This window comes from Rhodopila globiformis (assembly GCF_002937115.1).
Classification (GTDB): Bacteria; Pseudomonadota; Alphaproteobacteria; order Acetobacterales; family Acetobacteraceae; genus Rhodopila; species Rhodopila globiformis.
In genome coordinates this window covers 1-21,341 of record NZ_NHRY01000271.1, presented here as the reverse complement: position 1 = coordinate 21,341, position 21,341 = coordinate 1, and the positions used below count along the sequence as shown (strand labels likewise).

The 21,341-nt window shown below is 66.1% G+C and carries 16 protein-coding genes and 2 pseudogenes; 13 read left to right on the top strand and 5 right to left on the bottom strand.

The genetic code is table 11. The annotated features are described in order from the left end of the window. Window positions 1–1,391: 1,391 nt before the first annotated feature. On the bottom strand, window positions 1,392–3,017 hold the full coding sequence (gene mdlC, locus CCS01_RS30810) for a benzoylformate decarboxylase (RefSeq protein WP_104522841.1): 1,626 nt from the start codon (window positions 3,015–3,017) through the stop codon (window positions 1,392–1,394). 128 nt (window positions 3,018–3,145) lie between these two features. Between mdlC and CCS01_RS30805 the strand changes: the two genes are divergently transcribed. From CCS01_RS30805 to CCS01_RS30785, 5 genes and pseudogenes are all read left to right on the top strand, one after another. Further along, on the top strand, window positions 3,146–3,898 hold the full coding sequence (locus CCS01_RS30805; protein ID WP_158258702.1) for an SDR family NAD(P)-dependent oxidoreductase: 753 nt from the start codon (window positions 3,146–3,148) through the stop codon (window positions 3,896–3,898). Between the two features lie 30 nt (window positions 3,899–3,928). Further along, window positions 3,929–4,723 (top strand): annotated as a pseudogene (locus CCS01_RS30800) (DUF6880 family protein); the annotation flags it as partial. 116 nt (window positions 4,724–4,839) lie between these two features. Beyond that, on the top strand, window positions 4,840–5,478 hold the full coding sequence (locus tag CCS01_RS30795; RefSeq protein WP_338050017.1) for a DUF6880 family protein: 639 nt from the start codon (window positions 4,840–4,842) through the stop codon (window positions 5,476–5,478). Window positions 5,479–6,595: 1,117 nt separating this feature from the next. Continuing rightward, window positions 6,596–7,447: an amidohydrolase family protein gene (locus tag CCS01_RS30790; RefSeq protein ID WP_104522834.1), complete on the top strand. Its 852-nt coding sequence runs from the start codon at window positions 6,596–6,598 to the stop codon at window positions 7,445–7,447. After that, window positions 7,444–8,292: an SDR family oxidoreductase gene (locus CCS01_RS30785; protein ID WP_104522832.1), complete on the top strand. Its 849-nt coding sequence runs from the start codon at window positions 7,444–7,446 to the stop codon at window positions 8,290–8,292. The genes CCS01_RS30790 and CCS01_RS30785 overlap by 4 nt, the downstream gene beginning before the upstream one ends. 175 nt (window positions 8,293–8,467) lie before the next feature. Here the strand turns inward: CCS01_RS30785 and CCS01_RS30780 are convergent, their stop codons facing one another. Continuing rightward, complete coding sequence (locus CCS01_RS30780) at window positions 8,468–8,932, bottom strand: nitroreductase family deazaflavin-dependent oxidoreductase (RefSeq protein WP_104522830.1); 465 nt, start codon at window positions 8,930–8,932, stop codon at window positions 8,468–8,470. A 56-nt stretch (window positions 8,933–8,988) separates the two neighbouring features. Continuing rightward, window positions 8,989–9,300, bottom strand: coding sequence for a hypothetical protein (locus tag CCS01_RS30775; protein ID WP_104522828.1), 312 nt, complete (start codon window positions 9,298–9,300; stop codon window positions 8,989–8,991). 257 nt (window positions 9,301–9,557) lie between these two features. Between CCS01_RS30775 and CCS01_RS30770 the strand changes: the two genes are divergently transcribed. The 8 genes from CCS01_RS30770 to CCS01_RS30740 all read left to right on the top strand — a co-directional run bounded on the left by CCS01_RS30770 (window position 9,558) and on the right by CCS01_RS30740 (window position 18,751). Next, entirely contained in the window at window positions 9,558–11,345 is a 1,788-nt protein-coding gene (locus tag CCS01_RS30770; protein ID WP_104522843.1) for an FAD-dependent oxidoreductase, read from the top strand. Then, a complete protein-coding gene (locus CCS01_RS30765; RefSeq protein WP_104522826.1) occupies window positions 11,330–13,168 on the top strand; it encodes a 2-oxoacid:acceptor oxidoreductase subunit alpha in 1,839 nt (612 codons plus the stop codon). Before CCS01_RS30770 ends, CCS01_RS30765 begins: the two co-directional genes overlap by 16 nt. Next, window positions 13,165–14,220: a 2-oxoacid:ferredoxin oxidoreductase subunit beta gene (locus CCS01_RS30760; protein WP_104522824.1), complete on the top strand. Its 1,056-nt coding sequence runs from the start codon at window positions 13,165–13,167 to the stop codon at window positions 14,218–14,220. The genes CCS01_RS30765 and CCS01_RS30760 overlap by 4 nt, the downstream gene beginning before the upstream one ends. A gap of 42 nt (window positions 14,221–14,262) precedes the next feature. Beyond that, complete coding sequence (locus tag CCS01_RS30755; RefSeq protein WP_104522822.1) at window positions 14,263–14,577, top strand: cupin domain-containing protein; 315 nt, start codon at window positions 14,263–14,265, stop codon at window positions 14,575–14,577. Between the two features lie 1,557 nt (window positions 14,578–16,134). Continuing rightward, window positions 16,135–17,445: a phenylacetate--CoA ligase PaaK gene (paaK, locus tag CCS01_RS30750; RefSeq protein ID WP_104522820.1), complete on the top strand. Its 1,311-nt coding sequence runs from the start codon at window positions 16,135–16,137 to the stop codon at window positions 17,443–17,445. A 15-nt stretch (window positions 17,446–17,460) separates the two neighbouring features. Continuing rightward, window positions 17,461–17,574 carry a DUF29 domain-containing protein gene (locus tag CCS01_RS35575; RefSeq protein WP_146102053.1) on the top strand — a complete coding sequence of 38 codons (114 nt, stop codon included), beginning with the start codon at window positions 17,461–17,463 and terminating at the stop codon, window positions 17,572–17,574. Between the two features lie 326 nt (window positions 17,575–17,900). Beyond that, window positions 17,901–18,191: a hypothetical protein gene (locus CCS01_RS30745; RefSeq protein ID WP_146102052.1), complete on the top strand. Its 291-nt coding sequence runs from the start codon at window positions 17,901–17,903 to the stop codon at window positions 18,189–18,191. A 113-nt stretch (window positions 18,192–18,304) separates the two neighbouring features. Next, window positions 18,305–18,751, top strand: a complete 447-nt coding sequence (locus CCS01_RS30740; RefSeq protein ID WP_104522816.1) for a DUF29 domain-containing protein — start codon at window positions 18,305–18,307, stop codon at window positions 18,749–18,751. Between the two features lie 222 nt (window positions 18,752–18,973). On the opposite strand, the gene CCS01_RS30735 is transcribed toward CCS01_RS30740, so the two are convergent. Further along, entirely contained in the window at window positions 18,974–19,735 is a 762-nt protein-coding gene (locus tag CCS01_RS30735) for an IS5 family transposase (RefSeq protein ID WP_104522814.1), read from the bottom strand. 262 nt (window positions 19,736–19,997) lie between these two features. Next, a pseudogene (locus tag CCS01_RS36285) lies at window positions 19,998–20,921 on the bottom strand (AlbA family DNA-binding domain-containing protein); the annotation flags it as partial. Window positions 20,922–21,341: the final 420 nt, after the last annotated feature.

Below are 21,341 nucleotides of genomic sequence, written 5' to 3'. Positions count from 1 at the left end.
GCGATGAACTGATCCAAGGGGGCCTCCCGCAATCGTGGTGCTCACCCTCAGCCAAAGAGTCGATCATGCCCGCGTCGGGCAAGTCCAAATCGCGTGTCAAGGACTTTCGAAGTGCGAATCCCCTGGCTCCAGCGGTCCGGTCCGTTGACGAGGATGACGTCGTCCGTCGGCGGAATTGCGTCCAGCGAGGGAAGGTGGCCGGCAGCGGCGCCGTGCTCCCCTGTCATCCCGGGCTCCGGCCCGGAGCGGAACGTGTCATGTGCCATGAAACCGGCCAGTGAGGACGAACAACGGCCTTGATGCTGCGATCGCGCGCATAACCCGGGGATTGCAGGAGGATTGTGACTGCGTCATTCCGCCGGCGCGGTGTGGCACTGCCTGCGGTTCGGTTGATGGAGGGCCGGTGGAAGCGGGCGCGCGGCGGCATGGTTCGATCACGTAACCACAAAGCCGGCCAGCCGGCGCGCCGGCACCACGAATGCGAAAGGTGGCGCGATGGCTACTTTATCGTTATGATATAGCGTGTCGCTGCCGAATTCATACACCTCGCAAACGATTGCAGATCCAGTCACTGGCCCGATGAGCGTAGACATTGCTTCGCGCCACTATCGACGCCCGTGGGTCCGCATTTTCCTGGTGAGGGCCTGAAAATCAATCGGATTCCGGCACGATCCTAAAGACCAACGGTACATTTCACAGGAGGTTACAGCAAACTGCGGATCGGTTGAGACGACCGCGCCGGATCGGCAGCGACCGCCCGTGGAGGCGCGTGTGCCGCCGCCCGGGCGGCAAGGTTGCGGCCACGCAGCAACGAGCTGCGGCGTCGGCGGCCGATCGGCGGTGTCGTGCTGGCGGAAAATCCGCTTGGTCCACCTACAGAGACACAGAGCCACAGAGATTGCAACGAAGCTGTCGGCAGCGCGGCGAATCTGATCTCTGTGGCTCTGTGTCTCTGTGGTGAACCATTTGTCGGCCGCCGCGGGCACCGGCCATGACAGGGGCGCACCCCCCCTGGCCGCACCGTCATGTGGTCCGGACGCGCAACATCCACCGCCACTCCCTGACAGGATCGATGGACCCCTGGCCGGGTCCGCACAGGATCGCCGATATCCCCCTGATCCCCTGTGGCCCTCCGCGGTTCTCAGTTCATTCTCTGTGCGAACAGATATACCCCATCAGCCACGCTGTCCCAGCCACCGAGGCACCTGCCCAGACCCCACCTCTCCCCGCAAACCACGGCCACGCCCCTTCAGCGCCAGCACCAGGCCGGCCCATTCAATACAACAGACCAATGACCACGGGCAGCTCCCAGCACCGGGTTCCAGCCAACCAGGACCTGCTCCAGTCAACGGATTCGCGGCGCATCCGGGTTCAGGCCTCAACATCCGGGTTCAGGCCTCGCTATACAAATGCGGAATCGCCGCATCGACAACGACCTCCACCAGCCGCGGCCCCTCCGCCCGGAACGCGGCGCGCAGCCCATCGGCCAGTTCCTCCGGCGCTCTGACCCGCACGCCCGGACAGCCCATGCTGGCCGCCAGCCCGACGAAGTCCAGCCCGGGCAGCTCGATCCCCGGCACGTTCCGCACCCGCATCACCCGGCTGAACGAGCGCATGGCGCCGTAGCCGCCGTTGTTGATCACCACCACCACAACCTTCAGCCGGTGCTGCACCGCCGTCCACAGCGCCTGCACCGAATACATCATCGAGCCGTCGCCAATCAGGCACACCACCGGCCGCCGCGGCTGCGCCAGCGCCACCCCGACGCTGGCGGGCAGCGAGTAGCCCAGGCCGCCGCTCGCCATGGTGTAGAAGCTGCCCCAGCGCCGCATCGGCAGGTGCGCCTGCATTGCCGGGCGGTGCGACGGCGCTTCCTCGACCAACACGGCATCGTCCGGCAGGACCTGCGACAGCGTGTGCATCAGGTAGTCCGCCGCCATCGGCTCACTTGCCGCCGGCGGCGCCGGGCGGGGACGAGGCGGCGGCAGCGCGCGGCCCGTCACCGGATGCACCCGCGCGGCCAGCGCCGGCACGGCCAGGTCCAGGCTGCCGATGATGCCCGTGCCCATGCCGGCACAGGCGATCGCGTCGGCGTCGGCGCTGACCTGGAACAGCGGAATGGCGCTGCGGAACAGCGGACAATCGCCGGCGACGTGGAAGGTGAACACCGGCGCGCCCAGCACCAGGATGCAATCGTAACCCATCAGCGCGTCCGACACCGCGTCCGGCGCCGCGGCCAGGAAGCCGGCGAACAAAGGATGGTCCTCGAGGAAGCCCAGGCGGCAGGAGAACGGCGCGGTCCAGACCGGCGCGCGCAGGCGCTCGGCCAGCGCGACCGCGGCGTCGCCGGCGCCGTCCTGGTCCACCTCCGGGCCGATGACCAGCACCGGCCGCTGCGCGGCATCCAGCGCGCGGGCTGCGGTCTCGACCAGCGCCGGGTCGGGGGCGATGCGCCGGCTGACCGCGCGCGGCGTCATTGGCGTGGTCTGCACGGCCCAGTCATCCACCGGGATCGACACGAAGGTTGGCCCCCGCGGCGGCTGCATGGCGACGTGCGCGGCGTGCGCCAGCGCCCCCGGCACGTCCTCGGCGCGCGCCGGCTCGCTGCTCCATTTCACGTAGGGCTTCGGGAAACTGGCGGCGTCCGCCGCACCCAGGAATGGCCGCAGCGGCAGCAGACTGCGCGCCTGCTGCCCGGCGGTGATCACCACCGGCGCCTGGTTGCGGCAGGCGTTGAAGATGTTGCCCAGCGCGTGCCCCACCCCCGCCGCCGAGTGCAGGTTGCACAGCGCGGCCCGGCCGGTGGCGCGCGCGTAGCCGTCGGCCATGGCGACGACCGAGGCCTCCTGCAGCCCCAGCACGTAGCGGAAATCGTTCGGCCAGCCGCCGAGGAACGGCAACTCGGTCGATCCCGGGTTGCCGAACACCGTGGTCATGTCCAGCGACCGCAGCAGGTCCAGCGTGGCCTGCCGGACGGTGACGGTGTCGCGCCGGGGCGGTGTCGTGGATGCGTTCATGCCTCTGTCCCGTTTTTGTTGCTAATAGCGCCCCCCGGGGGCGTCATGCTTTTCCGGCGACAGCTTGCCTGCTTTGCCGCCCGGGGCACAAACTCCGCGCCGGAACGCGCAGCAACGGGAGGACGCTCATGGAACTCACAGGCGCGGTGGCCCTGGTGACGGGCGGCAACGGCGGGCTCGGGCAGCGCATCTGCCACGCGCTGGCAAAGCAGGGGGCGCACGTTGCCGTGGTCTACGCCCAGAGCCGCGAGCAGGCCGAGGGCGTGGCGCGCGACCTGACCGCCCGCCACCAGGTCAACGCCGCCGCCTTCCCCTGCGACGTCACCGACGCCGCCTCGGTGGAGCGCCTGGTCGACGGCGTGGCGCGGCACTTCAGCCGGATCGACATCCTGGTCAACGACGCCGCCTACAACAAATCGATCCCGTTCGCCGATATGGATGGGCTGACGCAGGAGGTGTGGGACCGGATCATGGCGGTGAACCTGACCGGGCCGATGCGGCTGACCAAGGCGGTGGCGCCGGTGATGAAGGCGCAGCGGCGCGGCCGCATCGTCAACGTCGCCTCGGTCGCGGGGCTGTCACCGACGGGCTCGTCGATTGCCTATGCGGTGTCGAAGGCGGGGCTGATCCACCTGACGCGCTGCATGGCGGTGGCCCTGGCGCCGGAAACGCTGGTGAACTGCGTCGCGCCGGGGCTGCTGGAAGGCACCCGCGCGACCGCCAACCTGCGGCCGGAGCAGATCGAGCGTTCCGCCGCCGGTTCGCTGCTGCAGAAAGCCGCCGACAAGGACGACTGCGCCGACATGGTGGTCACGATGTGCCGTACCGAAACGATGACCGGGCAGACGGTGGTGATCGACGCGGGGCGGGTCTTCCATTAAGCGATAACAGTGTGAGACGTTGGTGCCGCGATGGCCTCGAAGACAACCCTGACCGCCGGCAACCTGGAGGCGCTCGGCGCCGCGCGCCTGGCCGCGCTGCTGATGGAGGTCAGCGAGAGCGACACGGTGATCCGGCGCCGCCTGCGCATGGAACTGGCGGGCGCGGAAAGCCCGTCCGAGCTGGTGCGGCAGATCCGCAAGCGCCTGGCAACGATCGCCGGCGCGCGCTCCTTCGTGGACTGGGAGAACTGCAAGGCGGTGGTGGACGACCTGGAGGCGCAACGCCGGCTCATCGTCGAGCAGGTGGCGCCGCGCACGCCCGCGGTCGGACTGGACCTGATGTGGCGGTTCCTGGAGCTGGCGAATCCGGTGCTGCAACGGTCCATGGACGCCAGCGGGGCGATCGCCGGCCTGTTCCGGAGGGCGGTCGAGGACATCGGCGCCATTGCCCTGGCGGACCGGCCCGACCCCGGGCAGCTCGCGGATGCGGTGTACCGGGCTTTGCTGGAGAACGGCTACGGGCAGTTCGACAGCCTGATCGAGGCGACACAGGCCGCGCTCGGGCCCGCAGCGCTGGCGCACGTGAAGCAGCGCATGGCCGCGCTGTCGGCAGAGGCGGCGCCAAAGGATCGGCAGCTTGCCGCCTGGGCGATGGACCAGCCGATTGATGGCGGCGCGCGGGCCGGGCAGGTCCGTGGCCGCGCCGCCCGGCGGGCGCTGCAGACGATTGCCGACGCCCGGGGAGACGTCGATACCTTCGTCGCCCGGCACGACGCAGCGTCCCGCAAGGCGCCCCGGATCGCCGCCGCGATCGCGCACCGGCTTGCTGGCGGCGGGCCGGGGCGAGGAAGCCTGGCAGGCCATCGAGGCGACACAGGCCGCCGCAGTTCGAATGGAAGGAGATCGAACCCGATTACGAATGGGACGATGCGCGGATCGCCGTGCTGGAGGCGCTGGGACGCGGCGAGGAGGCGCAGGCCGCGCGCTGGTCGTGCTTCGAGCGTCATTTGTCCCTCCGGCATCTGCGGGACTACCTGCAACGGCTGCCGGACGTCGATGATTTCGAGGCCGAGCAGCGTGCGCTTTCCCATGTGGAACGGTATGGCAGCGTGACGCGGGCGATCCTGTTCCTGGTGTCGTGGCCCGCGCTCGACCGGGCCGCCCGGCTGGCCATCGCCCGCGCCGGGGAGCTGGACGGCAATCTCTATGACAGCGTGACCCAGGCGGCGGAGGCGCTTGCCGGCCGCTACCCGCTGGCGGCGACGCTGTTGCTGCGGGCGATGATCGACGACACCCTGGCGCAGAACCGCGCCGGCCGCTTCGGCCACGCCGCCCGCCACCTGCGGACCTGCGCCAGCCTCGCGACGGCGGTCGTCCGGACGCCGCAGGATCGGAACGCGGCGGAAGACCTGTTGCGGGACCTGGAGGCGCTGCGTGCCCGCTGCGAGGCACAGGCCCGTTCGCTGGTCACGCCGATGGGGAACGAGATGTTCTACCGGTATCAGGAGTCGATGATCAAGGACGCGCAGGCGATGCTCGCGGTGCTGCTTCAGCGGTCGGGTGCGGGCAGGGACCCATGAGACCGTCACAGCGCCGGCGGAGCCTGGATTGGCTAACGGTTTCAACACGGAGAAAGCGGAGGATCACGAAGGGCCGCGAAGCGGTGTGAACGAATCCGGCGATGAAGCGGCGCAGGCCGTTCGCCAGGCGACCGGCGGGGCGAGCCGCAACAGGAACAGCCCGGCCGCGTTCGAGCCATCGCGGCCGCAGGCAGCCTGAAACCCTTCCCTGCGTACTCTGCGCCCCGCTCTGCGCGCTCTGCGTTGAATCGCGGTGGCCGGGGCGCCGCCGGCGTTGGAGATAGGGCGGCTCACCGGCAACGCCTCTCTTTGTGGCGGCACCGCCTTTTACAACGCAGAGATCGCCGAGCGGAGCGCAGAGCACGCAGAGAAGGAATCGGGGCAGCCTGCGGCCGCGATGGCTGTGCGTTGATCACCGGTGCCTTGTTCATCATGGCCAAGATAATGCAGGCCAAATCTGTAAAAATCCCGAAAGCATGAACGAACACGGACCGTTCCGGATAACGCCTCCACCACCCGCCGCGGCGCCAGCCTCCATCCCCCGGACCCTGCCGATCACGGCCACGGCAAACGGCCGACGGCCTTCCGCCACGTCCAACAAGGCTTGGATGGCGGACCGGCGCCCCATTGGCGTTAAAATAGCGTGGCGGCGGCACGATGCTTGCCATTCCGTCATGGCCCGGCTTGTCCCTACGGGATGCACACATCCCGGAAACGAGTCGGAAATGACCGTAAAATCAAGTGCTTGCCTCACGGCCGACGGCCGAGAGCGTTCCCCCATCGTCATGGCCCGGCTCGTCCGGGCCACCTGTCGCGGCACACGTGCTGGAATAGGTGGCCCGGACAAGCCGGGCCATGACGAAAGGGAAACGCAGCGGCGGACCGTTTCCGAGATGTGTGCATCCCGTAGGGGCTTGTCCGGGCCACCTGTCGCGGCACAGTGCTGGAATAGGTGGCCCGGACAAGCCGGGCCATGACGAGGAGGCAACAGCCAGCCCTATTTTAACGCCAATGGGACCGGCGCCCACCGCGACGATGCAGGAACGCCGCCACCCTCTCCCAACCTGCCCGTGGTCTGCTGTAGCATCGGCGGCAATCAAAGCAGGGAGAATGTCCAGTGCAGATCGTCGACGCCCAGATCCACCTGTGGGGCACCGGCCTGCCCAGCAACAATGCGCACCGCCAGGTCACCGCCTTCACCGCGGCCGAGGCCATCGCGCTGATGGACGAAGGCGGCGTCGACGCCGCGGTGATCCACCCGCCGGGCTGGGACCCCGGATCGACCGGCCTGGCGTTCGCCGCCGTCCGCGACTATCCGAACCGCTTCGCCATCATGGGCGCGCTGCCGCTCGACCGCCCGGACTCCCGTGGGCAAATCGCAACCTGGCGGCGGCAACCCGGCATGCTCGGCCTGCGCTACTCGTTCCTGCACGGGCCGGCACGGCAATGGCTGGCGGACGGCACGCTCGACTGGCTGTGGGCCGAGGCCGAGAAAGCCGGCGTCCCGGTCGCCCTGCTGGCCACCGACTCGCTGCCGGACATCGGCCGGATCGCCGGGCGCCATCCCGGGCTGCGGCTGACGATCGACCACCTGGGCGGCCGCGGCGGCTTCGAGACGCGCAAGGACGCCGACGCCATGACCCACATGCCGGCGCTCCTCGCGCTGGCGAAATTCCCCAACGTCGCGGTGAAGGCGACCGGCGCGCCGGGTTATTCAAGCGAGGCCTACCCGTTCCGGACGATGCACCCCTGGCTTCGGCGGATCTTCGACGCGCTCGGTCCGCAGCGCATGTTCTGGGGCACCGACATCACCAAGATGCCATGCTCCTGGCGCCAGTGCGTGACGATGTTCACCGAGGAACTGCCGTGGCTTATCGAGGCCGACAGGCGGCTGGTCATGGGCGACGCGCTGTGCGCCTGGTGGGGCTGGGACCGCAGCGGCCCGATGAACAAGGAGGCAAAACAATGAACCGGACCCCCGGCACGAAACCGGTCGCCGTCATCGTCGGCGCGACCTCGAAATGGCAGTCGGACGGCCGCAACACTCGGCTGGCGCACGGCCGGACGCTGGACGACGGCGACCTGCCCGCCGGCGTGCGCTGGGGCGTCGGCGGCGCCATTGCGCAGAAGTTCGCGCAGGAAGGTTTCTTCACGGTACTGACCACCCGCGCCGCGGCCAACGCCTCGGCGCTGGCAGAGGCGATCCGGGCGCAGGGCGGGGACTGCATGATCGTCGAGCTGGACCTGGTCTCGCAGGACTCGATCGCCGCGGCGTTCGCCACCATCCGCCGCGAGGCCGGCGATCCCGAGGTGCTGGTGTACAACGCCGGCTACCTGGAAGGCCGCGACCTGCCGCCCGGCCAGGAACTGCTGGAATACATCCCGGTGGCGATGTTCGACACCGCGCTGCACATCGCCTGCCGCGGGCCGTTCCTGGTCGCCCGGGAGGTGCTGCCGATCATGCGCCGGCGGGGCGGTGGGTCGTTATTATTCTCCAATAATTCCAAGTCGCTGCGCGGGCGCAAGCGGATGGCCGGGGAGTCGGTCTATTACCCCCGGGTCATGATGCGGGCGCTGGCGCAGGTGCTGACCGAGGAATATTCGGAACATGGCGTGCACGTCGCCAACGTGGTGATCGACGGCACCATCGACTCGCCCGGCACCAGGGCGCTGCCGAAGATCCGCCAGCAGCCCGACCTGGCGATGAACCCGGTGAAGATCGCCGAGGCGTTCTTCTACCTGCACACCCAGGACCGCTCCTGCTGGACGCACGAACTGCAGCTGACGCCGTTCTCGACCACGCCGAGCCACTGACGGCGGTTCCGCAGGCGTGTATCAAGGTCCGTTGCCCCTCCGTCATGGCCGGGCGTGTCCCGGTCATAACGACAGGGCGACGACCTTGCGCCGCCGTTGCCGTACTTTGGCACGCACGATCCCGCTACGCACCTCCTCCCGCCAGGCCGATCGGCCGGGACTGGCGATCAGTGGCTCAGCGGACGGGGTCGAGCACCACGACCGGAATCTCCCGCTCGCCCGCCTTGACCTTGTAGTCGGCGTAGGGCGGGAAGAATTCCACCGCCTGCTGCCACAGCCGCGCCCGCTCCTCGCCCGTGGCGGTCCGCGCTTTCGCCGGCATCGTCTCGGTGCCCACCTGGATCACGACCTCCGGGTTGGCCAGGATGTTGCGGTACCAGCCGGGGTGCTCCGGCGCGCCGCCCTTGGAGGCAATGACGAAGTAGCTGCCGCCGGTGCGGCCATAGAACAGCGGGAACAGGTAGCGCTGCCCCGACTTCCGCCCGGCCGTGGTCAGCAGCAGCGACGGGACGGTGATCTCCGGCGCGCCGGGGCGGGACAGCGTGTAAATGTGGCCGTCCGTGCCGCCGCTCGACAGGTAGCGCTCGGCGTGGTCCTTCATCCATTGGGGCAGGTTCGGCGCAAGCTCGGTGTCGGCCATCCTTGGTTCTCCCTGTTCGTCCGCCGCGGGCGGATCAGCCTGCCAGTTCAGAGCCTTTACGCGCCGTCGTCAATGCGCAGGATTTCCACCGCCGGAGGCGCCAGCAGGACCTCGCTGAAGGCATGCATCCACTGGCCGGTGCCCTCGTTGGAGCCGACCCCACTCTGGCGGAACTGGTCCAGCTGGTCGAGGCTTTTCAGCTCCAGCTCAAACTGCAGCGCATGGCCGCCTTGCGCCCGCGTGACGGGAACCAGCAGTTTCGCCGCCAGGCCCTTCTCGCGGGCCGCCTTCACCTCGCGGCGGATGAACTCGATGCCCCGCTGGCGGTTGCTGGGCAGCAGGTCATAGGAAAAGCGCGCGATATACATTCTGTTCTCTCCTTTCCACGCCGCCGACGGGCGTCGGCGCGCCTCACCGGAACTCGCGCGGCGGGCGGCCGTTGCAGGCGGCGCCTGGCAGCCCGTGCGGTTTCACTTCATCCCTGTAACACCGTCGTGGTTGCCGTTCGCCGCGCGTGCACCTACTGTGACTTGACGAACACCGTCCGCGGCATCACACCAACTATCAAGGTGTGGTGCAGGATCAGGATAAGGGTCCGCCTGCGCCGGAGGAACAGGAGTCCAAGTTGCAGGCTACCGACGTCGAGGATCCCGACTACTTTCACAAAGTCGTCGATTGCCAGTGGGCCTGTCCCGCCCACACGCCCGTCCCCGAATATATCCGTCTGATCGCCGCGGGCCGCTACGCCGACGCCTTCATGGTGAACTGGAAATCCAACGTCTTCCCCGGCATCCTCGGCCGAACCTGCGACCGCCCGTGCGAGCCGGCCTGCCGCCGCGGGCGGGTGGAAGAAGAACCCGTTGCCATCTGCCGCCTGAAGCGCGTCGCCGCGGATTACAAAGGCGACGTCAGCGCGCGCATGCCTGGCAAGCCGACAACGCAGAACGGCAAGAAGATCGCCCTGATCGGCGCCGGCCCCGCTTCGTTGACGGTGGCGCGCGACCTTGCCCCTCTGGGCTACCATCTCGTCATCTACGACGCCGATCGGCGAGCCGGCGGCATGATCCGCAGCCAGATCCCGAAGTTCCGGCTGCCGGAAGAAGTCATCGATGAGGAAGTGGGCTACATCGCCGCCATGGGCCCGGAGATGCGGCTGGGCCAGCGGGTGGACAGCCTGAAGGCGCTGCTGGACGAAGGCTACGACGCGGTGTTCGTCGGCTCCGGCGCGCCGCGCGGGCGCGACCTGAAGCTGCCGGGGCGGCAGGAGGCGGCGGCCAACATCCATATCGGCATCGACTGGCTGGCCTCGGTTTCGTTCGGCCATATCCGCCATGTCGGCCAGCGGGTGATCGTGCTGGGCGGCGGCAACACGGCGATGGACTGCTGCCGCTCGGCCCGGCGCCTGGGCGGGCGGGACGTGAAGGTGATCGTCCGTTCCGGCTTTGAGGAGATGAAGGCGTCGCCCTGGGAAAAGCAGGACGCCATGAACGAGGACATTCCCATCCTCAACTACCTGGTGCCGAAGGAGTTCAGGCACGACAACGGCCGGCTGTACGGCATGACCTTCGAGAAGGTGCAGGCCGTCTATGACGCGCAGAACCGCCGCAAGCTGGTGCCGACCGGGGAGCCGGAGGTGTTTTTCGAGTGCGACGACGTGCTGGTCGCAGTCGGGCAGGAGAACGCCTTCCCCTGGATCGAGCGGGACATCGGCCTGGCGTTTGACGACCGCAGCATGCCGGTTGTGGATGAAACCACCTTCCAGTCCACCGAGAAGCGGGTGTTCTTCGGCGGCGATGCGGCGTTCGGGCCGAAGAACATCATCTGGGCGGTGGCGCACGGCCACCAGGCGGCGATCTCGATCCATCAGTTCTGCCAGGGAATGAACGTGGCCGAACGGCCGCCGCCGATGGTGACGCTGGCGAGCCAGAAGATGGGGATCCACGAGTGGAGCTATGACAACGGCATCTCCATCGACCTGCGGTTCAAGGTGCCGCACCGCGACAAGTTCGCGGCCTTGCAGGACATCAATTCCGAGGTCGAACTGGGCTTCGACATCAAGACCGCGTTCGCCGAGGCGCAGCGCTGCCTCAACTGCGACGTCCAGACGATGTTCACCGACAAGCTGTGTATCGAATGCGACGCCTGCGTCGACATTTGCCCGGTGGATTGCATCACCTTCACCCAGAACGGACCGGAAGCGGAACTGCGCACCCGGCTGAACGCGCCGGCGCATAACCTCGGCCAGGCCCTGCTTGTTTCCGCGCCGCTGAAGACAGGCCGGATCATGGCGAAGGACGAGGATGTGTGCCTGCATTGCGGGCTGTGCGCCGAGCGGTGCCCAACCGGCGCGTGGGATATGCAGCGCTTCCTGATCGATGTGGCGCAGGCGGAAAAAGCATGTTGCAGCAGCTAGATCGCGTCGGGGGCCTCCGGCGCGTCAACGACTTCGTCGTCAAGTTCGCCAATGTCAACGGATCGGGTTCGGCAAGCGCCAATGCCTTGTTCGCCAAGGCGGTGCTGCGGATGGGCGTGGCGGCGACGCCGCGCAACATCTTCCCGTCCAACATCCAGGGCCTGCCGACGTGGTATGAGGTGCGGATCTCCGAGGCCGGCCACATCGGCGCCCGCGGCGGCGGCGTGGACCTGCTGGTGGCGATGAACCCGCAGACCTGGGACAAGGACATCGGCTCCATCGAGCCAGGCGGCTACCTGTTCTACGACAACACGAAATCGCTGCCGGAGGAAAAATTCCGTTCTGATATCGTGGTGATCGGCGTGCCGCTGACCGAGATCACCAACACCGCCTACACCGACCCGCGCCAGCGGCAGCTGTTCAAGAACATCGTCGGCCTGGGCGCGTTGTCGGCGCTGATCGAGCTGGACCCTGACGTCATCAGGCAGTTGCTGGCCGAGCAGTTCAAGGGCCGCGACAAGCTGATCGCCGCCAACATCCAGGCGCTGGAGATGGGCCGCGACTGGGCCAGGGAAAACCTGGACTGCCCCATCGGCCTGACGCTGCGCCACGCGGATTCCGTCGGCGACCGGATATTCACCACCGGGAACGACGCCGCCGCCCTGGGCGCCGTGTATGGCGGGGCGACGGTGTGCGCCTGGTATCCGATCACGCCGTCCTCGTCGCTGGCTGAAGGATTTGCCCGGCACTGCGGCCGGATGCGGGTGGACAAGGCGACCGGCACGAACAACTTCGCCATCGTCCAGGCCGAGGACGAGCTGGCGTCGATCGGCATGGTCATCGGCGCGGCGTGGAACGGCGCGCGGGCGTTCACGTCGACGTCGGGGCCGGGCATTTCGCTGATGCAGGAGTTCATCGGCCTGGCGTATTTCGCCGAGATTCCAGCGGTGATCTTCGACGTGCAGCGGGCCGGGCCGTCCACCGGCATGCCGACGCGGACGCAGCAGGCGGACATCACCATCTGCGCCTATGCCTCGCACGGGGACACCAAGCATGTGCTGCTGTTCCCCGAAGACCCGTATGAATGTTTCGAATTCGGCGCGCTCGCCTTCGACCTGGCAGATCGACTGCAGACGCCGATTTTCGTCATGCTGGACCTGGAGATCGGCATGAACGAACGGCTGTCGAAACCTTTCAGCTGGGACGACAGCCGCCGGTTCGACCGCGGCAAGGTCATGACCGCCGCGGAGCTGGAGGCGGGCAAGCTGTTCGGCCGCTACCTGGACGTGGACGGCGACGGCATTCCCTATCGCACATTGCCCGGCACGCATCCGACCAAGGGGGCGTTCTTCACCCGCGGCACCTCGAAGAACCGCATGGCGCGATACTCCGAGGAAGGCGTCGATTACCGCGACAACATGGAGCGCCTGCTGCGCAAGCACAACACCGCCCGGTCGCTGGTGCCGTCCGCGGTGTGCCGGCAATCGGAAACGCCGACGCCGCTGGGCGCGATTTATTTCGGCTCGACCAGTCCGGCGATGACCGAGGCGGATGCGTTGCTACAGGACAACGGCCTGAGCCTGGACCTGCTGCGGGTGCGGGGATTTCCGTTTGGCGACGAGGTGGCCTCGTTCATCGACTCGCACGACCAGGTGTTCGTCATCGAGCAGAACCGTGACGGCCAGTTGCGGTCGTTGCTGATCAACGAGCTCGAGATCGATCCGAAGAAGCTTACCAGAATACTGCACTATGACGGCACGCCGATCAGCGCTCGTTTCATTGCAGACGAGATCGCGAGCCGGGTTGGGAAGGTTGCATCATGACGTTCATGGCCAAGCCGAAGCTGCATCATCCGGATCTGCAGAAGAACAGCCTCGGATACACCCGCCGCGACTACGAAGGGACGATTTCGACGCTGTGCGCGGGATGCGGGCACGACTCGATCAGCGCGGCCATCGTGCGGGCGTGCTTCGAGCTGGAGCTGCCGCCGCATCGCATCGCCAAGCTGTCCGGCATCGGCTGTTCGTCGAAGACTCCGACGTATTTCCTGGGGGCTTCGCATGGCTTCAACTCGGTGCACGGGCGGATGCCGTCGGTGCTGACCGGGGCGAACCTGGCCAATCGCGACCTGATCTACCTGGGTGTTTCGGGCGACGGCGACAGCGCGTCCATCGGCCTCGGGCAGTTCGCGCACGCGCTCCGGCGCGGGGTCAACATGGTGTATATCGTGGAGAACAACGGCGTTTACGGGCTGACCAAGGGCCAGTTCTCCGCGACGTCGGACAAGGGGGCGAAGTCCAAGCGGGGGGCGCCCAACAACGACGAGCCGATCAACCTGGTTGGCATGGCGCTGCAGCTGGGCGCGACGTTCGTTGCGCGCAGTTTCTCCGGCGACAAGGCGCAGCTTGTGCCGCTGATCGAGGCGGCGCTGAAGCACCCGGGGGCGGCGTTCATCGACTGCATCTCGCCCTGCGTCGCGTTCAACAATCACGAGGGATCGACCAAGAGCTTCGATTATGTCCGGGAGCATAACAGCGCGGTGAATTACCTGGACTTCATCACGACGAAGCCGGAGATCACCGCGGAGTACGAGCCGGGCACGGTGCAGACGATTACGCAGCATGACGGGTCGATGCTGCGGTTCCGCAAGCTGGACTCGGACTACGACGTGAACGACCGGATCGCCGCGATGACCTATATGCAGGAGCGGCAGGCGGCCGGGGAGATCGTCACCGGCCTGCTGTTCATCGATCCGAATCCTCAGGACCTGCACTTGCATCTGAAAACATCCGCCCAGCCGCTGAATGGCCTACAGGAGGATGCCCTGGTTCCCGGCTCCGCCGCGCTGGCGAAAATCAACGCTGGGCTGCGGTAGGGGAACGCCGGCGGGTTTGCGGCGTCGCCGGGAGCAGGCCGGATGAGCAATCTTCTTGCCGATCTTCCCGCCCCGGCGGAGGACGAGGTGTTCACGGACCTGCTGTCGCGGCCGGGCGTCCGGATCGAGCGAATCGTTTCCCATGGTCAGTCCACGCCAGTTGACGCGCCGTTCGACCAGGATCACGACGAATGGGTCCTGCTGCTGCGCGGTTCGGCCGGCCTCTGGATCGACGGGGACGGCGAGCGGGCGCTGCGTCCCGGCGACCATGTGCTGATCCCGGCCCATCGCGTCCATCGGGTGACGTGGACGGCGGCGGATGAACCGACCGTCTGGCTGGCGGTTCATTTCGGCTGAAGCAGGCCGCGGGTAAGCTGGGACACAGGCGGCGCCTCTTCATAGGCGACGCCCAAAAATAAGCGCTCCACCGCAGCACTGTTCAGCATGCCATTGGCGAGGATGTCGCTCCGTTGAATTGGAGCGCTTATTTTTGGGCGTCGCCATAGTCATGGCCTGGCTTGTCCGCATCGGCGCTACAGCAGACCGCAGGTTAGTTGGGACGCAGACGACCTGTCTTCATCGTCATCGCCGGGCGTGTCCCTACGCAATGCACACATCCTGGAAACGAGTCGGAAATGACCGTAAAATCAAGTGCTTGCCTGGGCGCCAAGAGCGTTCCACCATCGTCATGGCCCGGCTTGTCCGGGCCACCTATTCCAGCACTTGTGCCGCGACAGGTGGCCCGGACAAGCCGGGCCATGACGAAAGGGAAACGCCGCGGCGGACCGTTTCCGAGATGTGTGCATCCCGTAGGGACATGCCCGGCCATGACGAGTGAGGTGCGTCGTCGCCGTGTCTCAACCAACCTGCGGTCTGCTGTAACTTCCGGGGGGACAGAGCGCGGTCGTCGCCCCCTCGTCATGGCCGGGGGTGTCCCTACGGGATGCACAGGTTTCGGAAACGGTCCGCTGCAGCTGTGGCTCACACTGTCATGGCCGGTGCTGGTTTCACCGGCGGCAATCAAGCGAACACCGAGTTGCACGGGGTTTGCACGGAGTTCCGCAGAGACGGTTGATCATGCGCGTCGCGCAAAGCGCGTCAAATGATCGGACGCCGCCAAGGAGGCGATCATGGTGCGGCCGCCCCGGAAGACTCTGCGCAACTCCGTGCGAACACCGTGCAACTCCGTGTCCGCTTGATTGCGGTGGCAAACCCGCCCCCGCCCCATCCCGGTCGGCACGACGCCTCACGCCAGACGTGCGGATCACGCCACGACGATGCGGTCCAGTGCCTACTCGGCCAGTTGCTTCTCAGCCAAACGCGCATCCGTGACCAGGCGCCTCCGTTCCCAGGCACCCGGCGAGCGCCTGGTCCTGCCGTTGTTTCCAGAATGTGTGCATGCGGTAGGGCGTGTCCCGACCATACGCATTTCGAGGGTGGGGGGTAGATGGTCGGGACACGCCCGGCCATGACGGAGAAGCAACGGACTCGGCCCTGACGGTGAGGCAATGGACCCGGCCCGGTCTCTCCAGATTGGCGCCTGTGCGGCTCGTCCGGGCCACGACGGTTGGGGGACACGCCCGCCGCAGCCCCCGGAGCAACGGACACCCCCCGGCGACGCGGCTGCTAGCGGGCACCGGTTCGGTCTGATATGATAACACAGGCGTGCATGGCCCTGTCCGGACCCGCGCGGCGAAAGGGGAGTTCGATGCAACCGTGTCACCTATCGGCGCCGGCCACCGATGCGTCGGCCGGCCGCGGCGCGCCGACGCCAGCAGCCGCGGCCGCCTGCGCCGCCCGTTCCCGCCCCTGGCGCCGACGACGCCCGGGCACCGACAGCGATCGCCGAACGCCGCAGCCGCACCCGCGCCGCGCCCGGCTCGTTCTTCTGACATCAAACCGACAGGACCACCCATGCTCGATCTGGCGCCCGACAGGAGCGAACTCGAGGACATCGAACTCGCCTCGCGCGACGAAATCGCGGCGCTTCAGCTCGTCCGGCTGCAGCGCACCCTCCGGCACGCCTATGACAACATCCCCCACACCCGCGCCAAATTCGCAGCCGCCGGGGTGCATCCCGACGACTGCCGCAGCCTGAGCGACCTGTCGAAGTTCCCGTTCACCACCAAGGCGGACCTGCGCGACACCTACCCCTTCGGCATGGTCGCGGTGCCGCACGACCGGCTCGCGCGCATCCACGCCTCATCCGGCACCACCGGCAAGCCGACCGTGGTGGCCTACACGCAGGGGGACCTCGACGTCTGGGCCGGCGTGATGGCGCGCTCGATCCGCGCCGCCGGCGGGCGGCGGGGCATGAAGGTCCACATTGCCTACGGCTACGGCCTGTTCACCGGCGGCCTGGGCGCGCACTACGGCGCCGAGCGGCTGGGCTGCGCCACCATCCCGGTCTCGGGCGGCATGACCGAGCGGCAGGTCCAGCTGATCCACGACTTCAGGCCCGAGATCATGATGGCGACGCCGTCCTACATGCTGGCGATCCTCGACGAATTCCGCCGCGCGAACGTCGATCCGCGCGACTGCAGCCTGCAACTCGGGCTGTTCGGCGCCGAGCCATGGACCAACGCCATCCGCGCCGAAATCGAGCAGGGGTTCGACATCCACGCCGTCGACCTCTACGGCCTGTCCGAGATCATTGGCCCCGGCGTTTCGTGCGAATGCGTCGAGACCAAGGACGGGCCGCATGTCTGGGAGGACCACTTCTACCCCGAGATCATCGATCCCGGGACGGGCAAGGTCCTGCCGGACGGCGAGCCGGGCGAACTGGTGTTCACCTCGCTGACGAAGGAGGCGATGCCGGTCATCCGCTACCGGACGCGCGATCTGTCGCGGCTGCTGCCGGGCACGGCGCGCAGCATGCGGCGGATGGAGAAGATCACCGGGCGCTCGGACGACATGATTATCCTGCGCGGGGTGAACCTGTTTCCGTCCCAGGTCGAGGAGCAGATCGCGAAGTGCGGCGGCCTGTCGCCGCATTTCCAGCTCGAACTGACCCACCATGAGCGCATGGACGCCATGACGGTCGTGGTCGAGGCGCGGCCACACGCAACCGAGGCGGCGCAGCGGACGCTGGGCGCGCGCGAGCTGGCGCATCACATCAAGTCCGTCATCGGCGTCACGGTCGGCGTGCGGGTGGTCGATCCGGGCGGGGTGGAACGGTCGCAGGGCAAGGCGAAGCGGATCGTGGACCTGCGGCCGAGGGGGTGATGACAGGATGGCGGCTTGGCTGCTGCCAGTGAAACCGGCCTCGATGCCAGCGCTTTTCCGGCGATCTGCCCGTGGCCCTTCGAGCAAGTCATGGACCCGGGCGTCTGGCCGGATCGCCGGCTGTCGTAGCCCGGGCCATCCGGGTTTCCGCGCCCGGAATCCGCCAAATGGGCCGACCGAACGACGATGGTCAGGAGTTCCGGTCACCGCGGGCCATCGCCCAGCCGTTCGGGTTGGCCAGAGCATCACCCAGGAAGCGTGGCAGTTCCGGGGCGGCGGCGTCGGCTTCCTCGACGATTCGCGGCAGGCGGCGATATTCCCTTGGAAACGCGGGGGACGGCCATGGCAGAGTTGGCTTGCTTGTGGGCGACGTAAGCGGTTCAGGTGCCCGGGTTGCCATGCGTGCCTCACCGGTTCAGCGTTGCGGGGGTAGTCCCGGTCGGCCCGGGCGTAGGATGACTTTCAGGAAAGTGGCGGGCGCTAGGGAAATCTGCTACCTTGGCAACATGATCACCTTGGCGTTACAGCAGGCACAACGCGACCTCCCCTCCCTCGCCAGGAAAGCCCTTGATGGAGAGGATGTCTTTATCGCCGTCGGCACCCGCACATTGCGCCTCGTTCCCTCCGGCTCGGAAAAGGCGGACGATGCGGCCGGACCACGCCCGGGACGCGGGGCCTTGCGCGATCTGCTGACGATCCCCGACGCGTTCTACGAACCGTGGAGCGACGAGGAGATGGGCGAATAGCGCCGGCCTCCCATGCGCCTTTTGTTGGACACTCACGTCCTGCTTTGGTGGGTCACCGATGACAGGAAGCTGCCGCCGTATGACACCCCGGCCGGATCGTGGGATAAGGCAGTATGAGCAACACCATCTACGATGAGGACTTCTACGCCTGGGCCAACGAGCAGGCTCGGTTGTTGCGCGCCGGCAATCTGGCGCAAGCGGACATCGCGCACATCGCCGAGGAAATCGAAAGCATGGGCAGGGCCGAAAAGCGCGAGTTGGTCAGCCGCCTGCAAGTATTGCTGATGCACCTGTTGAAATGGCAGTTCCAGCCAGAGCGTCGCGGGGTGCGTTGGACAGTGACAATCCGCAATCAGCGCGACGCTCTGGTTGACCACTTGGCCGACAATCCCAGCCTAAAAGCCAGGTTCCCCGAGGCCGTCGTGCGTGCCTATCGTGCCGCCTGGGGCGAGGCGGCGGTAGAAACCGAACTTCCGGAGAAGAGCTTTCCGGACGTGTGTCCCTGGACGTTGGCGCAAATCACGGACGAAAACTTTTGGCCGGACCGTTCGCAGCCGTAGCCGGGGTTACCGGGGGGTTTCTGCCCCTGGAACCTTGCCTGAGCCGCCATCTGGTAAGTGTCTGTCCGAGAACTTTCCCTTATCTTCCAATTAGTTACGGACGGCGCGGTGTCGTTCATCGGCGGAAACAGCCACTACTTTCGAGACCGTTCCGCCACCAACGCTGGGTTAGCCCCTTGATTTCATTGGCTTCCTTCTCGGACAGACACTAAGACGCGGTTTTCACAATTCCCGAGCCAGCCTGGTTGCAACCAGAAATATGCATCCGGCCTGGAGCAGTGACTGAATGATGAAGTCGCAGCGGTCGTAGCGCAGGCCGAGGCGCTTGTTCTCCAACAACCAACTGAGCGTGCGCTCGACCGGCCAGCGGTATCGGCCCAGGCCCGAGCCGTGCGGGCGTCCGCGCTTGTGGATGAACGGTCTGACCTTGCAGGCACGGCAGAGCTCACGGTGCCGCTCGGCATCATAGCCTTTGTCGGCATAGGCATTGCGGATGCGCGCCATGACACCCAAGGCAGCCATGAACAGCCGCTCGAAGAGCAGCGTATCGGGCACGTTGGCGGCGGTGACCCGACAAGCCACTGGCACGCCATCGCCATTGATGGCGATGTGATACTTGCTGCCCATCTTGGCGCGGTCTGTCGGGTTGGGACCGACCAGATCGCCGCCCCGCTTGGCCCGTACCGAGCAACTGTCCAGGATCAGAGTGGGATTGCCCCGCAGCATCGCCACCAGCAGCGCATGCACCTTGGCCAGCACCGCGTTCTCGGCCCAGAAGGCGAGGAACCGCCGCAGGGTTGAGCCACTGACCTGCTCGACGGTGGCGCGCAGACTGCGCCACGGCAGGCCTTCACGCAGGAACCGGCGCAAGGTAGCAACCACGCGCACGATCTCGCTGCGCGGATGGCCCGGCCCGCCTTTCGGTGGTGGTTCGCACACAACGATGAGGTCCGCAATCAGGTCCAGAAGTCTGAAATCCAACATGTTCTCCCATATCCGACCCCCAGATATGGGAAGCGAGAGCGCCGTTTCCAGCGAAACTATACAACCACAGGTAATAGTGGAAACCGCGTCTAAGGCGTCACGTTCGGATTCAGCTGCGCTCTATTATCCTATCTCCGCTTGGCGCCTGCCGCTGCCATATCAAAAGTATTGCACCGCGCGAATCCATACGCATTCCATAGCTGGTCCAATATTGGCCGGAGGATACCGTGCCATGTTTCTGTTAACGGAGCGTCCTCGATAATCACTGGTTCAAACATAGCGACGGGGAATTGGGACTAATATCTCTGGTTTGGTGTGACATAAAGGAGTTAGCGAAACCTAGTAAGCTAGCCGCGACAGCATAGGGGGGATTGAAGTCCAACCTAGTTAAACCAGCTATATATGCCTCGATAGTCACGAATAGGTCACTTTCCAGTTGGCTATTGTTGATAATCAATCGCCGTCCCTGGTCGCCATCCTGCCCGCTGAGGCTAACATAGTTGCCAGTCACTCCCTCAACAGTCCCATCCCTATATAGCTGGCACCACCCCCACCAGTGTTGAAATGAGTTTTGTGGATTCAGCGGAACCTCTGATCTGAATCCCTCAAAGTTTGGACGTGAAAAGTAATCTTCGCCCTTAAAGCCTGGAGGAAAGAAGCTCGCACGACTTGACGAAGCCTTTTGAACGTCAAGCATATTAAATTCAGGAAACAGGGGTATAACCTGAATTACTAGAACGCCAGCGCCACGTATACCACCATTAAGTCGAATATTCTGACAACATTGGCTCTGTATATTTCTAACTCGGCTTTGAACGTTGGCTCCGTCGATAAAGGCGCTACGAATTTCAGCGTAAGTCATATCAATGGTGTCCCTGTTATGGCGGATCGTCCAACGTTCCGACTTGCAGGCTTTAACCCGATGTGGGCGATTGAAGCTCGGTGGGATGCCAATCGCTACGACAGATTTGCCACTTGTGCCAATAGGCAGAGACCGAATTGAAACGCCAACAAGACGCGGTTCAATGCCAGACATGATCGTCCGCTCGTACCGTTCCATTGGGTCCTTGCCGGATTCCAACTCGACCCCGACAAGGCTCGTTGCGGCATTTGTGGCCGGGTCTTCTTCAACCCCTATCAGAATGACGCCCCCTCCGGCGTTCGCAAAGCCCACGATATCTTTGAGTAGCTCTCGCTTGGATCTTGCTCACGCTCAGAGGTCAGCCTCTCCCCATTCCGGCGTAGCTCATCCCCACAACCCACTCATACCCGCGGTAGACTTTGCACCGCCGCGAAACGGCGCTCCGGCAGGCATGCCGTCAGACCCGTGGGCAATCACCTCGCTTGTCGTCATCGGCTTTGCCATAGGCATCCCTCTTGTACTGTAGTTTCCAGGCGACATTTCTTCTGCGTGGCGCCGGATTGGCGCCACGTGACCGGAACGATGAGGGCGGATCTGGGTGAGCTACGCGGCTTTGTCGGCGAGCGGCGCTGACGATCCGCTTGTGCCTGACGCAGCGGTGCCGATTTTTCCCCAGATCGCCGCGATGAAGGTCGATTGCCCGACGTCGCGTAAAATCCGGGCGATGCCGGCCTGGATCAGTCC